The organism is Lachnospira sp. CLA-JM-H23 (genome assembly GCF_040096425.1).
Taxonomy (GTDB): domain Bacteria; phylum Bacillota; class Clostridia; order Lachnospirales; family Lachnospiraceae; genus Lachnospira; species Lachnospira rogosae.
In genome coordinates this window covers 150,244-165,464 of sequence record NZ_JBBMET010000009.1, presented here as the reverse complement: position 1 = coordinate 165,464, position 15,221 = coordinate 150,244, and the positions used below count along the sequence as shown (strand labels likewise).

The following is a 15,221-nucleotide window of genomic DNA, read 5'->3' as shown; positions in this document are numbered from 1 at the left end:
AATTCTATATTGAGAATGGAAAAGTAGATTTCTCAAAAAATGGCTCATATGTATACAATGGTGTAAGATATAATATTGTAAATGGACGGGCATACAGAGTATAATAATATATATATTTAAGTTCTGTATTTTTATAATATGTAAATATTAAGTCAGAGTGGATTAAATTATGCCAATATGACAATGAAACAACAGTTCTTCAAATTAATTGAGATGTGGATTTGCATTTGATATTTATAAAAATAAATTGCTCAAATAATATAATCTAAAGATATAAGGCGAAATTTATCGGGTATTATATATGTTTATAATGCCCGATAAATTTTTAATATTTTTTAGCAGAATAATATTCAATTCAAATCAAGTGAATCTAATAGGCATATGTTTATTGGAACTGTAATAAGAGTTTTTTGTATATTATATTTTAATTTGTACATTTGATAGGATGTAAAACATAAGAGTTATTATTTACGATTGAATAAAAAATATGCTATTATAACATAAAATGTATAAAGCTGTGCATATAATGGAGATTAATTTAGGTATGCTAAGAAAATTAAGAATTAAGAATTTTAAAAGATGGAAAGATGCGGGGATGATAGAGTTTGTATCAGTTACGGTATTATAAAGGTATTCTTCAATGTAATAAGTTAGGAAATAACTGATAAATAAATGTCAATTGGGTTATTTAATTATAAGGAGATAATTATATGTACGATTATTTAGTAGTAGGTTCAGGTTTATATGGGGCTATTTTTGCACACGAGGCAAAGAAGGCAGGAAAGTCAGTGCTTGTAGTAGATAAAAGACCTAATATAGCAGGTAATATCTATACAGAGAAGCAGGAAGGCATTAATGTACATAAGTATGGTGCACATATATTCCATACTAATAATAAGAAAGTATGGGAGTATATCACACAGTTTGCTGAATTTAACAGATTTACTAACAGCCCTGTAGCTAATTATAAGGGTGAATTATATTCAATGCCTTTTAATATGTATACATTTAATAAAATGTGGGGCGTTGTTACTCCAGAGGAAGCTGCTGCAAAGATTGAAGAGCAGAAGAAAGAGATAACAGGCGAGCCTAAGAATCTTGAAGAACAGGCTATATCACTTGTTGGCCGTGATATATATGAAAAGCTTGTAAAGGGTTATACAGAGAAGCAGTGGGGAAGGGACTGCAAGGATTTACCAGCGTTTATTATTAAAAGACTTCCGGTAAGACTTACATTTGATAACAATTATTTTAATGCTTTATATCAGGGAATTCCAATGGGTGGATATACAAAGATGGTTGAGAATATACTTGATGGCATTGAAGTAAGATTAAATACAGATTATCTTGAGCATAAGGAAGAACTTGATGCACTTGCAGATAAGGTTGTATACACAGGTCCTATTGATGCTTATTTTGATTATAAGCTTGGAACACTTGAGTACCGTTCAGTAAGATTTGAGAATGAGACACTTGATAAGCCTAACTTCCAGGGAAATGCAGCTGTTAATTATACAGACAGGCAGACACCTTGGACACGTATTATTGAGCATAAGTGGTTTGAATTCGGCAAGGATGAAGCTGGCAATGACCTTCCAAAGACAATAATCAGCCGGGAATATTCATCAGAATGGAAGCCAGGTGATGAACCTTATTATCCAGTAAATGATGAGAAGAACGGAAAGTTATACGAGGAATATAAGAAGCTTGCTGATGCAGAGAATAAGGTTATATTCGGTGGAAGACTTGGCGAATATAAGTACTATGATATGGATGTTACAATTGCCTCTGTACTTAATAAATGTGAGAGTGTTTTTGGATAAAAGTTGTTTGAATATATAAAACATATGTTATAATAAATAATATATTATATTTTTGAGAGGATATATTTAATGAAACTTAACATTAGTAATTTTGCTAAAATAGATAATGCGGATATTATTATAGATGGAATAACTGTTATTGCAGGAGAGAATAATACAGGAAAAAGTACAATAGGTAAAATATTATTTTCAATTTTCAATTCATTGTATGATATTAACGAGCAAATTCAAGGACAAAGAATATCGGAAATAAACGCCAATAATAGAAAAATAATTCAAAATCATATCAATGTACAAATGGATTTTAAAACATATAGACAGTATACATTATACGTTGAAAGGTATGTTAACAATATAATTTTTAATAATGAAACATTTAATAAAGATGAAATAGCAGCTGAATTAAATGAACAGTTTAAAGAAAAGAATAATAGCATTTTTGACGATTATGATATAATGTTAGAAGAAATTGCTGATAATATAATTCGTGTTATGAATATATCTAATGACGTAATAAGAAAAGAAATAATATCACGTTATTTCAATAGTGTTTTTAATAGACAGATTAATTCATTATCTTCAGATAGAGATATTAATTTAGCAGATATTGATTTGCAGATAAAGGATAAGCATAATAAATTATCATTTTCTAATAATGAATGTAATGATTTTTTAGGAGAAATAAATATACTGCATAAGGCGGTATATATAGATAACCCGTTTATAATTGATGAATTGTCGAAATATCAGGATCTTAATATTATTAATGAAACATTAAAGGCACTTTTGCTTAATAAAAAGAACGATATATTCGATGGAGTTATAGGTGCAGTTATGGCAAAAGAAAAGATAAATGATATAATGATACTTTTGCGTAAGGTTGTTGACGGCGATATTACAAACGATCAAATGACCGGTGAATTTTATTTGCAGCTTAATGGATATAATGAACCAGTTGCGTTGTCGAATTTGTCGACAGGAATGAAATCATTTGTTATTTTAAAAATGTTGCTGGAAAAAGGAAGTTTGAGTGAGAAAGATGTGGTTATATTAGATGAACCAGAAATTCATCTTCATCCGCAATGGCAGATAGCATATGCCGAGTTATTAGTTTTACTTCAAAAGCAATTTGATTTGTCAGTGGTAGTTACAACACATAGTCCATATTTTGTTGATGCAATTAATTTATTTTCTTGTAAATATGCTACAGATAGTAGTGTTAATTATTATATATCTTCAGTTGATAATAATAGAGTGAATATGAAGAATGTGACAGATAATATCGAAGAGATATACAAAAAGATGGTTTCACCAATAGAGGCTCTAGATACATTAAGATATGAGCTGAATAATGGTTAAGGAAGAAAGTTTATGACAGATAAAGTGATAAAAGAGTTGCCAGATATTTTTATTGATAATATATGTACAATGAAAAAAGCTTCGACAGATTCTACGAACAAAGAAACTATGACAGAAAGTCTTATTAAAGTTATTAATTTTGATAAAATTCCTAATATTTATGCAAAAGGGAGAGGTTGGAAAGCAGTACCAAAGTCTAACGATGCGTTATATAAGGATATAAATGGCAAATGGTATTTCATTGAGTTTAAGAATGGCAGTTTTAAACAGAATGATATGTATAGAAAAATATATGATAGTTTAATTATGCTTATTGATATGAAAATAATAAACACATTTGAAGATATAAGAAATAATTTTTGTTATATATTTGTATACAATGATGAAAAGAATAATAAAGCACAAAAGACAGAGAGTTTAGGAAAGATTTATGCTAGTATTCAAAAAAATGCACAGCAGGAAGCGAAAATTATGGGGATTGGTAACTTAGAGGGGTATCTTTTTAAAGAAACTCATACATACTCGAAGGAACAATTTGAAAATAAGTTCATTCATCTGATGGAAAATCAAGAAACATGTAGTTAATTTTCATCAAGCAATTAGGTGATAAGTAATAATTAACATTAGACAAATTTGAATAGATTATTAAAAAGTTGTATAATTAAAAAGAATAACATTATATACTGTATGAGGAGAATTACAATGAATAAGCAGGAAGCAATTAATGCGTTAAAAGAACACAATCAGGAGCATGTAATTAAAAGACTTGAGGCTCTTGATGAAGTTTCAGCTAAGAAGCTTATTGCACAGGTTGCAAGCATAGACTGGAGTGTTGTTGAAAGCATTAATCACAAGGCAGAGGACAATTCATCTGATAGAAAAGTAGAGCCTTTGGAAGCTGTTGAGATAAAGGATATTAAAGCTAATAAGGATAAATATACTGCTAAAGGTATAGAGGCTATCAAGGCTGGCAAGGTTGCCGCAGTATTACTTGCAGGTGGACAGGGTACAAGACTTGGACTTGATAAGCCAAAGGGAACCCTTAATGTAGGTATTAATAAGGATTTATTCCTTTTCGAGCAGTTGATTAATAACTTATTAGATGTAGTTAACCAGTCAGGTGCATATGTGCCACTTTATATTATGACAAGTGATAAGAACAATAATGATACAGTAGCATTTTTTGAAGAACACAACTTCTTTGGATATGATAAAGACTATGTTAAGTTCTTTATTCAGAGTATGGCACCATCTGTTGATTATAATGGTAAGCTTTATATGGAAAGCACTGACAGTCTTGCAATGTCACCTAATGGCAATGGCGGCTGGTTTACATCACTTATTGATGCAGGACTTGATAAGGATATGGAAAGCAAGGGCATTGAATTGGTAAATGTATTTGCAGTAGATAATATTTTACAGAGAATTGCAGACCCATCATTTGTAGGTGCAACAATACTTTCAGGTGCAGATTGTGGTTCAAAGGTTGTTAGAAAATGTGCACCAGACGAGAAGGTAGGTGTAATGTGTAAGGTAAACGGACACCCTTCAATTATTGAGTATTATGAGATGTCAGAAGAACTTGCCAATATGAGAAGAGAAGATGGTGAGCTTACATATGGATTTGGAGTTATTCTTAATTATTTATTCAGCTTTAACAAGCTTGTTGAGATAGCGAACAGAAAGCTTCCATTACATATAGTAGAGAAGAAGATACCTTATATAGATGAGAATGATAACCTTGTTAAGCCAGAAACACCTAATGGCTATAAGTTTGAAAAGCTTGTTCTTGATATGGTTGAGATGATGGATAATTGTGTTCCATATGAAGTTGAGCGTAATTATGAATTCGCACCTATTAAGAATAAGACAGGTAAGGATTCACTTGAAAGCGCAAGAGAATTACTAAAGGTTAATGGAATAGAATTTTAAAAGGTTTCTATCTGTACATATAATAAATGAGGCTTCCGTATAATAGGGAGGTCTCATTTATTAATATTAACCTATACCCAGCTGACATTATTCTAATATAAGGGGAGATATATATGATATGTAGTAATTGCGGAGCTGATATAAGCAGTAAGGATATTAAGTGTCCGTATTGTGGTGCTATGCAGTATGAAGCCGCAGAGAAGAAATATATGAATGACTTATATAAGATTAACAGTGATATGGATAATCTTGATAAGAATGTGAGAAGATATGTATGGCATAGTATAGCCAAAAGTATTGGATATGTATTAATAGGAACGGCTATTGCACTTATGCTTGGAATATTAATAGGACGTAATGATTATATGCGCTACAATAATTCCAAGAAAGAGCGTGAAGACATACATAAAGCTATGGAGTGGTATGATGAGAATTCAGCCAGGCTGGATGAGTTGTATACTCTTCACAGATATTCAGAAGCCAAAGATATAATCAGCAATTATGAGGGTAATTCAAGCCTGTTAAGAAACTGGGAACATTATAATTTTATAGAGATATATGATTGGTATTATGATTCGTTTTCAGATATATATATAAGGGTAACACAGCAGGATAAAGATACAATAAAGGAATATGAGTTTAAAAGAGGTTACAGGTATGCACTTGACCTTGTATATATGAAAGAATGTAAAGGGGCATATTCTAACAGAAGTTATATGACGTGTTCTAAGGATGACAGACAGATAATAGATATGTGGGTAGATAATGCCAGAGATTACCTTATTAATTATGTCGGTATGTCAGAAGATGACATTAAACAGCAGTTAGATGACATATATGTTGATGGTTACTATGACTATACACTTGGACAGAAATATGAAGACAAATATTATGAGGATTGGAGTACAAGATGAAATGTAATAATTGCGGAGCACCACTTCAGTTAGACCAGAAGTTCTGTCCTAATTGCGGATCTCCTAATGAACAGGGGTTAAAGCACGCCAATGATATGGAGAACTATAATAAAAAGTTCAACAGGACAAGAAGCAAGGTAATAAGTAACAGCAAGTGGTTTGTAAAGAATATAACACCGATTGCGGTAGTGATGTTATCGGCAATAGTTCTTGCGGCAGCTCTTATTGCGAATAACTCAATGTTTGGCTATCGTGTTACTGAAAGAGATAATAAGAGATATAATAAAACCCACAATGATGAGATACAGGTACAGCTTAAAGAATTATTGGATAATGAAGATTATGGAACACTTTATGAATTGTATAATTCAGCAGACCGCCTGATTATGACTGATGATAATAAATATGGCTGGAGCAGCTTTTACACGGTTGTATATGACTATCTTGAAATAAGAAAGGCAATATGCGGTGTGAAAGAGGCAGATGATTCTTCTTCATCTTATTCGTGGGACGATAATCTTAACAGGGCAGCAAGAGCAGTTGTAGATTTAGAGGACACTATGAACAGGGTGGTATCTTATGATACAGGTAAAAGCAAGGAGAGTATTTCTTATATAGAAAATGTATATAACAAGGCACATTTGTTTATTAAAGCCTATTGTGATTTTACAGATGAAGACATTGCTGGATTGCCGGATATGAATCAGACAGAGGTGATTACACTTCTTACAAGGAGGTTGTACGGATAATGGCAAAGAAGAAATTTAATCCATTTGTGCTGTTGTATGTTATTTCAGGAATATTGCTTATAATATCAATAGCTCCAATAGCCGATACGGCACGTGATATATACAGTACCAAGGGAAGGTATTCTGGTTATGAAGAAGAGAGTCTGTTTAATGATTTTATGGAAAAAGATTATTCAGGACTTGTCAAAAAAATTAATTATAATAAAGGTATAGGTAAAAGCATATCAGATGATGAACAGGATTATTATACATTTGCTGAATGTTATGACTTTGCTGTTGATTATTATATGTATATAAAGCTTGGAGATACTGCTAAGGCAGATAGGCTTAAAGAACAGTATGAGGTTAAGGCACAGACACTTAACAGAAAAATATTTAAAGAAGCACTTGAAACAGTTAAGAATACATATATGGCTGTTTCTTGACATTGGATAGGGGCTTGGTTATTATATAATATATTAAAATCAGGAGGTACATATGGTTGTTTTATTAGCAGGTGGAGCTGGATATATAGGTTCACATACAGCAGTTGAATTACTTAATGCAGGACATGATGTTGTTATAGTTGATGATTACAGTAACAGTTGTCCTGAATCTATAAAGAGAGTGGAAGAGATAACTGGAAAGAGTATTGTATCTTATGAGGCTGATGTTAAAGACAAAGAAGCTATGACTAAGATATTTGCTGATAATAAGATTGATTGTGTAATACATTTTGCTGGACTTAAGGCAGTTGGTGAGTCAACAAGACTTCCATCCAAGTATTACCGTAACAATATTGATACAACACTTACACTTCTTGAGTGTATGAAAGAAGCAGGAGTTAAGAAGATTGTATTCTCATCTTCAGCGACAGTATATGGAGAACAGAAGCCTCCATATGTTGAAACTATGCCAAGAGGTGCATGCTCTAATCCATATGGATGGACTAAGGCTATGATGGAGCAGATTCTTACAGATTGTGCTAATGCAGATTCAGAGCTTACAGTTATACTTCTTCGTTATTTCAATCCAATTGGAGCACATCCATCAGGTAAGATTGGAGAAGACCCACAGGGAATTCCTAATAATCTTATGCCTTATGTATCACAGGTTGCGGCAGGAAGAAGAGAGCAGCTTACAATATTTGGCGGAGATTACGATACACCAGATGGTACTTGTAGAAGAGATTATATACACGTTGTGGACCTTGCCTGCGGACATCTTAAGGCTGTTGAATATGCACAGTCACATAAGGGTGTTGAGATATTTAACTTAGGAACGGGAACTCCTTACAGTGTACTTGAGATAGTTAATGCGTTTGAAAGTTCAACAGGTGTTAAGATTAATTATGTGATTGGTGACAGAAGACCGGGAGATTTACCTGATTCGTGGGCTGATGCCTCTAAAGCGGCTAAGGTTCTAGGCTGGGAAGCTAAGAAGACACTTGAAGATATGTGTAAAGACAGTTGGAACTGGCAGAGCCATAATCCTAACGGATACAGACAGTAGAATATATAGCGGCGTAATATAGTGTTAATATTAATATTGCTATTACAATATCGCGATAGTTATATAATTATTGGATATTGGAGAGTGTTAATATATACTATAGTGCCGGAGTTGATAGAGCATACATATTATAAAGTATAGTATGCTCTATTTTACTATAAAGGCAGGTGAGTGTATGAACTCGATTAATATTTATAATCTCACAAGAGTTAGTGATAATGAGGATTTTGCTGAGTATGAATATATTTTGTCGGGGAGAAAAGATTTTCAGAGGACAAGGATAAGAGAGAAAGAGTCACTTATTATTCTTGTAAGGGAATTGATTAAAGCTGGTGCAGGGTTAGAGGATCTGGATAACTATTTCTATTCATATACGATTGCACATATAAGCAAGGAATTTGATTTATTAAGGATTTCATCTAACAGAAAATGTATTCTTAATATAGAGCTTAAAAGTGAAGATGTAGGAGAGAACAGAATAAAGCAGCAGCTTGTAAGAAACAGATATTACTTAAGTCCAGTAACTACTAATATATATTCGTATACATTTATTCTAGATACCAATACATTATACAGATTAGAACTATGTAATGATACATATACACTTGTCATGGCTGATTTTACAGAGCTTGTGACTGATATAAGAATGATAAAGAAGTGTATGAAATACAATATTGAAAGTCTGTTCAAAGCTAAAGACTATCTTATATCGCCAGTTAATTCACCAGAAAGGTTTGCAAGACACCAGTATTTTCTTACGAACCAGCAGGAGGCTATGAGCAGGAAGTTTCTTAACAGCCTTATTAGTAATAGTGAAGTCAGATATTATTCAATAAAGGGTGAAGCTGGAACAGGAAAGACACTTCTTCTGTATGATACAGTGCGCAAGCTTCCCAAAGAACTATCAAAATGTATAATACATTTTGGCAGAAGGACACCTAATATAGATATATTGCAGAATACCATTAGTAACACTACAATAATAACCTCTAAAGAATTTGTCAACGAAGATAATATCAAAGATTATGATTATGTGCTTGTAGATGAAACACAGCGAATGCACGATGACCAGTTTGAGTGGCTTAAGGAATGTAATGCCGGCAGGATTATTATGTTCTATGACTGTGACCAGGTATTATCAAGGCACGAACAGTTAAGGGCAATGGACAAAAGGATAGAAGAATTATCAGAAGAGAAATATTTTCTTTCAGATAAGATAAGAACCAATCCAGAACTTGCGGAATTTGTGCGTAATTTATTCGATCTTACCAAGCACGGCAGGGGCTATGAGTATGATTGTGTAACAATTGCCTATGCCAACAGTATTAATGAATTTAAAAAACTTAAAGCATATTACAGGGCAAAGCAGTACATTTACATAGATTATGAGAAGTCATATAAAGATATGAATGAAAGATATAAGACAAGGCAGTTCAATGCCTACCGTTATATAGGAAAAGAATTCGATAAGGTGCTTACAGTTATAGATGGCAAATTCCGTTATAACGAGTACGGGGAATTAGTTGCTGATGTAGAAGACAATAATGATGATATATTAGAAAAGCTTCTGTATCAGGGGGTTACAAGAGCAAGAGATAAGCTGTGTATAATTGTACTTGATAATAAAGAAGTATTTGAGAAGCTGCTTGAGATGAAGAGTGGAATTAACAGAGAATATATAGACTGATTAACAGGCACGAAGCCTTCCTTTTAGAATAACATATATTAAGGATATATCTTGCTTAAAGATGTATTCTTACACAAGGTATATCCTTTATATGTATATAAAGGAGGTGGTATGTCTTATGATAAAAAGTCCGAAATTTACACATAGCAAGAAGGACAATAATAAAGCACAGGGCAGAAGTACACATTTAACAGCTATTGTTGTATCGCTTGTTCTTAGTATAATAATGATTACCATAAGCGTGTTTAATGTAAGTGCAGTTGTGATAGATGTAAGCAGTCACGATGGTCTGATAGACTGGAACAGGATAGAGGAGCATGTAGAAGGTGTCATAATAAGAATTGGTTATGGTAATGATATTGAAGGACAAGATGATAAGCAGGCAATCCGTAATATGAATGAATGTGAGCGGCTTGGAATACCTTATGGTGTATATATATACAGTTATGCACTTACAAGTGATGAAGTGACATCTGAGATTAATCATACACTAAGAATGTTGCAGGGGCGAAGTCCTGTCCGTGGCGTATGGTTTGATATGGAAGATGCAGACGGATACAAGGAGAGTAATGGACTTGATGTATACAAAGATGGTGAGCTTTTAACGGATTTTTGTATACAATTTATTGAAGCTATGGATAAAGAAGGCTATAAGACAGGCGTATATGCTAACTATAATTATTATAAAAATGTACTGAATTTGGAGCGGCTTGCGAATACCAGAGGTTTTAATATGTGGCTTGCACACTGGGGTATAGAAGAACCTGGTATGGATTGTATGATGTGGCAGTTTGGAGCATACTTAATAGATGGGCACGAATTTGATGGCAATATATTTTATGCAGATTACAGCTCACCATTTAAAGATAGACCAGATACAGACGATAACGGAGAGAATATAGAACGTATAGATAAAGCTGCTGGAAGTTCTGCAATTGAAGCAGTAAATGTTGATACCAATGTAAATGTAATCTACAGGGCACAGATTAGAGGCAGTTACTGGCTTCCTGAGGTAGTTAATGATGAAGATTATGCAGGAATACAGGGGACTGGAATAACTGGAATAACCTTATTAACTGATAAAGGTTATGCTGTATACAGAGTATATGCCGGTGGCAGGTGGCTTTCATATGTTGACAGCAGAAATTCAGATATTAATGATTATTATAATGGTTATGCAGGAAATGGAGCTGAGATTGAGGCGGTTGAAGTGTATTATTATACACCGGCATCATTGCTTATAAATGAAGCGACACCATATGCAACATTAAAAGACGGAAGATATCATTATGCGTATTACAGGGTAAGCAGAAAGAATATGGATTATTATTCTTATCAGACAGACAATGAAACAGACAATGGACAGGACGGTTATGCAGGCATTATAGGCAGGAAGATAGACCGGTTCCAGATAATTATAAAATAAATATTTATGGATACAGAATATTTGGCATAATATTTACAATATTGGCAATATTATAAGATGATAAGTCAGTACATTCTTTATAAGAAGTGTTCTGGGGTGTGCTGACATAGTATTGTATAGGCCAGGATTTTTATGAAAGGTCAGGAATATTGTAAAGGAGTCAGCACATATATGAGTGAAGATAGTGATAATAAAGATGGACAGGTTGTGCTTGAGGATAAAAATGGAAAGAAGATTAAGCTAATTACAATAATAGGTGAAATAGAGGGACACGATAATCTTCCAGCTGCAAGCAAGACAACCAAGTATGAACATCTGCTTCCACAGCTTGCTGCGGTAGAAAATGATGATACAATAGGTGGAGTATTATTTTTAATGAATACGGTCGGAGGAGATGTAAGTGCAGGGCTTGCATTGTCCGAAATGATTGCGTCAATGCACAAGCCAACGGTATCTCTTGTTATAGGAGATTCCCACAGTATAGGTGTTCCTCTTGCTGTAAGCACAGATTATTCATTTATTGTTCCAACAGCTACAATGATAGTACATCCGGTGAGAATGAATGGAAATATAATAGGTGCAAGACAGACTTATGATTATTTTGAACGCATACAGAAAAGGATTGTCTCATTTATTGCAAGAAAAAGCGACACAAAAGAAAAAGAAGTAGAGAATATGATGATGAATACAGAAATGCTTACAAAGGATCTGGGAACAATTCTTGTAGGAGAAGATGCAGTGAAAGCCGGGCTTATTAATGAAGTAGGCGGAATAAGCCACGCATTCAATAAGATAAAAGAGCTTATGAACAAAGAAGAGTAAATAAAAGGCAATCAACATATGCGGAACAATAATAGAAGACAATGAACATATACAGAAGAATAAATAGAAGAACAATAAAGATATGCAGAATAGTAAACATATGCAGAAATGAGGATTATGATGACACAAAGCACACAGCCAGATAACAAATGTAATATATGCCCAAGGCGTTGTAATATTGACAGAACACATAATAAAGGTTATTGTCTTATGAATGATAAAATTATGGCGGCAAGGGCTGCACTTCATATGTGGGAAGAACCCTGCATATCAGGAGAGCGTGGAAGTGGTGCTATATTCTTTTCGGGCTGTACATTAAGATGTGTATTCTGTCAGAATCACGATATAGCTTCTGCAAAGGTTGGAAAGGAATTATCTGTAGATGAGCTGAGCGATGTTATGCTTCGTCTGCAGGATAATAAGGCTGATAATATTAATCTTGTAACGCCAACACATTTTACAATTCCAATAATAAAGGCAATAGAAAAGGCAAGAAATAAAGGACTTAGAATACCGGTTGTATACAATACAAGTGCATATGAAAATGTTGAAACATTAAGAATGTTAGACGGCATAGTGGATGTATATCTGCCGGATTTTAAATATATGGACAGCAGGCTTTCACAGCAGTATTCATATGCTGCTGATTATACAGAAACTGCGAAGAAAGCATTAGAAGAAATGATAAGACAGACAGGTAAGCCGGTATTCTTTACAGCAGAAGATGAACTCGTAAAAGAGGGGTATGTTGAAGAGCAGATTATGAAGAGAGGTGTCATAGTAAGACATCTTCTTCTGCCTGCGTGTGTGAAAGACTCTAAGGCTGTAATCAAGTACCTGTATGATACATATAAAGATGACATATACATAAGCATTATGAACCAGTACACACCGATAAACAGAATTAAGGAATACGATAATCTTAACAGGAGGGTCACTAAGAAAGAATATGATGAGGTTGTAGATTATGCCATTGAATTAGGTGTTGTCAACGGCTTTATACAAGAGGGCGGTACAGCAGATGAAAGCTTTATTCCAGAATTTGATTATACTGGATTATTATGATAAAGTATAAGACAGTTGAAATGGAGGCATATTATGCGATGTGAGAGTGGTAACCCTTGTATTATGGGGTGTAACAGGATAGAAAATGGATATAATTTTGCTTATGATTGTAGTACGGATACGGATATAAAACTATGCTTCTTTGATAGGGATACTCTTGAATTAAAAGAGGAAATTCCGTTAAAAAAAAGAATGGGGACAGTACATTCTGTATGTGTGTGTGATGATAATATAGAGAGAATGCTGTATTGTTACAAGGCTGATGATGAATATATTGTTGATCCTTATGCCAAGGCGGTTACAGGCTGTGAAGTATTTGGAGTTGAGCAAGAAAATACATTACATTTAAGTCCGGTAAAGCTTGAAAGCTTTAATTGGGAAGGTGATGTGCCACTGCATCTGCCATATAATGACTGTGTTTTTTATAAGCTTAATGTGCGTGGATTTACAAAAAGCAGGTCATCAAAGGTAAAGGCAAAGGGGACATTCAGGGGGATTGTAGAGAAAATACCATATCTTAAAGAACTTGGTATTACTACGCTTGAATTTATGCCGGCATACGAATTTGATGAGGCATACAGATTTCCTCAATTCATAGACAGCAGTGAATATTTAAGATATGGTGTGATAAAAGGAAGCATTTATAATAATACTGTTACTAAAAAGGCAGAAAAGCTTAACTGCTGGGGCTATACCAAGGCATTTTATTATGCACCTAAGGCATCTTACAGTATACCAGCAGAGGATAATATTAGTGAAAAGGCAGGTAAATATAATGATTACACGACAGAATTCAAGAATATGGTAAAATGCCTGCATAATAACGGAATTGAAGTTGTGATGGAATTCTTCTTTGACGGTGTTAAAACGGCATATATTCTTGACTGCGTGAGGTACTGGGTAAGGGAATACCATATAGACGGAGTGCACCTGTACTGTGATGAACATTCCCTAAATGTGCTGGCAGCAGATCCACAGCTTGCAGATACAAAGATAATTACTGTCGGCTGGAATTCAGACAGGGGTACATATAAGCATATGGCAAGCTGTAATAATGATGCACAGAATACGATAAGGCGTTATTTAAAAGGTGATGAGGATATGTTAAGGCCATTTATTAATATGGCAGGTGCTAATCCATATAATGCTGCGGTTATCAATTATGTGGCAAGTAATAATGGCTTTACACTGTATGATCTGGTGAGCTACGACCGCAAGCATAACGAGCTTAATGGCGAGAATAATAGAGATGGTGAGAATTATAATTTCAGCTGGAATTGCGGCGAAGAAGGCAGTACGAGAAAGCTTAAGGTAAGACAGTTAAGAATTAAGCAGATTAAAAATGCTCTTGTTATGGTTATATTATCGCAGGGTACGCCGCTTATTCTTGCGGGAGATGAATTTATGAACACCCAGCAGGGAAATAATAACCCTTATTGCATAGATAGTGAGCTTTCGTGGGTGAACTGGAGAACAAGCAATGATTCAATGCAGATATTGGAATGGACTAAGAAGCTTATTGGCTTAAGAAAGAAATATGGTATTCTTCACAGCAGGGAAAATCTTTCATTAAGTGACTCCAAATCATTAGGCTATCCGGATATGTCATATCACGGAAGCAATGCGTGGTATGCTGATATGGAGAATTATTGCAGGCAGATAGGAATTATGTATTGCAATTCCTACGCAGATGATAAGTCAAGAAGCCTTATATACATAGCCTATAATATGCATTGGGAAAAGCACAATCTTGCCCTGCCAAAGGTTGAGGGAAGCAGCTTTAAGATAATAGCAGCCACGAATGATGTGCAGGATAAAGCATTTATTGATAAAGAAGCAAGAAGCGTCTGTGTACCGGAAAGAAGCATAGCAATCCTTGTGGCAGAATATCAAGAAAAGAAAAAAGCCAGAATTATTAAGAAAAGATACTAAAAGTTATAATATCCGGAAAGG

General features: G+C 34.0%; 13 protein-coding genes. All 13 read left to right on the top strand.

All coding sequences use genetic code 11. The annotated features are described in order from the left end of the window. Positions 1–710: 710 nt before the first annotated feature. On the top strand, positions 711–1,823 hold the full coding sequence (gene glf / locus WMO42_RS12180; RefSeq protein ID WP_349172703.1) for a UDP-galactopyranose mutase: 1,113 nt from the start codon (positions 711–713) through the stop codon (positions 1,821–1,823). 69 nt (positions 1,824–1,892) lie between these two features. Continuing rightward, positions 1,893–3,182 carry an ATP-binding protein gene (locus tag WMO42_RS12175; RefSeq protein ID WP_349192389.1) on the top strand — a complete coding sequence of 430 codons (1,290 nt, stop codon included), beginning with the start codon at positions 1,893–1,895 and terminating at the stop codon, positions 3,180–3,182. A 12-nt stretch (positions 3,183–3,194) separates the two neighbouring features. Then, on the top strand, positions 3,195–3,767 hold the full coding sequence (locus WMO42_RS12170) for a hypothetical protein (protein WP_349192387.1): 573 nt from the start codon (positions 3,195–3,197) through the stop codon (positions 3,765–3,767). A gap of 117 nt (positions 3,768–3,884) precedes the next feature. Then, a complete protein-coding gene (locus tag WMO42_RS12165) occupies positions 3,885–5,114 on the top strand; it encodes a UDPGP type 1 family protein (protein WP_055306098.1) in 1,230 nt (409 codons plus the stop codon). A gap of 113 nt (positions 5,115–5,227) precedes the next feature. Further along, positions 5,228–6,028 carry a zinc ribbon domain-containing protein gene (locus tag WMO42_RS12160; RefSeq protein ID WP_055174179.1) on the top strand — a complete coding sequence of 267 codons (801 nt, stop codon included), beginning with the start codon at positions 5,228–5,230 and terminating at the stop codon, positions 6,026–6,028. After that, complete coding sequence (locus WMO42_RS12155) at positions 6,025–6,777, top strand: zinc ribbon domain-containing protein (RefSeq protein ID WP_349192385.1); 753 nt, start codon at positions 6,025–6,027, stop codon at positions 6,775–6,777. Before WMO42_RS12160 ends, WMO42_RS12155 begins: the two co-directional genes overlap by 4 nt. Further along, complete coding sequence (locus tag WMO42_RS12150; RefSeq protein WP_055174181.1) at positions 6,777–7,202, top strand: hypothetical protein; 426 nt, start codon at positions 6,777–6,779, stop codon at positions 7,200–7,202. Before WMO42_RS12155 ends, WMO42_RS12150 begins: the two co-directional genes overlap by 1 nt. A gap of 52 nt (positions 7,203–7,254) precedes the next feature. Then, a complete protein-coding gene (gene galE / locus WMO42_RS12145) occupies positions 7,255–8,268 on the top strand; it encodes a UDP-glucose 4-epimerase GalE (RefSeq protein WP_349192384.1) in 1,014 nt (337 codons plus the stop codon). Positions 8,269–8,443: 175 nt separating this feature from the next. Then, the gene (locus tag WMO42_RS12140) at positions 8,444–9,955 is read left to right on the top strand and encodes a DNA/RNA helicase domain-containing protein (protein ID WP_349192382.1); all 1,512 of its coding nucleotides are present in this window, start codon (positions 8,444–8,446) and stop codon (positions 9,953–9,955) included. 118 nt (positions 9,956–10,073) lie between these two features. After that, the gene (locus WMO42_RS12135) at positions 10,074–11,381 is read left to right on the top strand and encodes a GH25 family lysozyme (RefSeq protein ID WP_055174183.1); all 1,308 of its coding nucleotides are present in this window, start codon (positions 10,074–10,076) and stop codon (positions 11,379–11,381) included. A gap of 171 nt (positions 11,382–11,552) precedes the next feature. Continuing rightward, complete coding sequence (locus tag WMO42_RS12130; protein WP_055174335.1) at positions 11,553–12,203, top strand: ATP-dependent Clp protease proteolytic subunit; 651 nt, start codon at positions 11,553–11,555, stop codon at positions 12,201–12,203. Positions 12,204–12,320: 117 nt separating this feature from the next. Beyond that, entirely contained in the window at positions 12,321–13,268 is a 948-nt protein-coding gene (locus WMO42_RS12125) for a radical SAM protein (RefSeq protein WP_242854092.1), read from the top strand. Between the two features lie 33 nt (positions 13,269–13,301). After that, positions 13,302–15,200, top strand: a complete 1,899-nt coding sequence (locus WMO42_RS12120; RefSeq protein WP_349192379.1) for an alpha-amylase — start codon at positions 13,302–13,304, stop codon at positions 15,198–15,200. Positions 15,201–15,221 lie beyond the last annotated feature (21 nt).

Coding starts and splice junctions, on each gene's coding strand:
- WMO42_RS12175 (WP_349192389.1), top strand. CDS start 1,893: ATGAAACTTAACATTAGTAATTTTGCTAAAATAGATAATGCGGATATT.
- WMO42_RS12130 (WP_055174335.1), top strand. CDS start 11,553: ATGAGTGAAGATAGTGATAATAAAGATGGACAGGTTGTGCTTGAGGAT.
- WMO42_RS12135 (WP_055174183.1), top strand. CDS start 10,074: ATGATAAAAAGTCCGAAATTTACACATAGCAAGAAGGACAATAATAAA.
- WMO42_RS12155 (WP_349192385.1), top strand. CDS start 6,025: ATGAAATGTAATAATTGCGGAGCACCACTTCAGTTAGACCAGAAGTTC.
- glf (WP_349172703.1), top strand. CDS start 711: ATGTACGATTATTTAGTAGTAGGTTCAGGTTTATATGGGGCTATTTTT.
- galE (WP_349192384.1), top strand. CDS start 7,255: ATGGTTGTTTTATTAGCAGGTGGAGCTGGATATATAGGTTCACATACA.
- WMO42_RS12120 (WP_349192379.1), top strand. CDS start 13,302: ATGCGATGTGAGAGTGGTAACCCTTGTATTATGGGGTGTAACAGGATA.
- WMO42_RS12125 (WP_242854092.1), top strand. CDS start 12,321: ATGATGACACAAAGCACACAGCCAGATAACAAATGTAATATATGCCCA.
- WMO42_RS12150 (WP_055174181.1), top strand. CDS start 6,777: ATGGCAAAGAAGAAATTTAATCCATTTGTGCTGTTGTATGTTATTTCA.
- WMO42_RS12140 (WP_349192382.1), top strand. CDS start 8,444: ATGAACTCGATTAATATTTATAATCTCACAAGAGTTAGTGATAATGAG.
- WMO42_RS12170 (WP_349192387.1), top strand. CDS start 3,195: ATGACAGATAAAGTGATAAAAGAGTTGCCAGATATTTTTATTGATAAT.
- WMO42_RS12160 (WP_055174179.1), top strand. CDS start 5,228: ATGATATGTAGTAATTGCGGAGCTGATATAAGCAGTAAGGATATTAAG.
- WMO42_RS12165 (WP_055306098.1), top strand. CDS start 3,885: ATGAATAAGCAGGAAGCAATTAATGCGTTAAAAGAACACAATCAGGAG.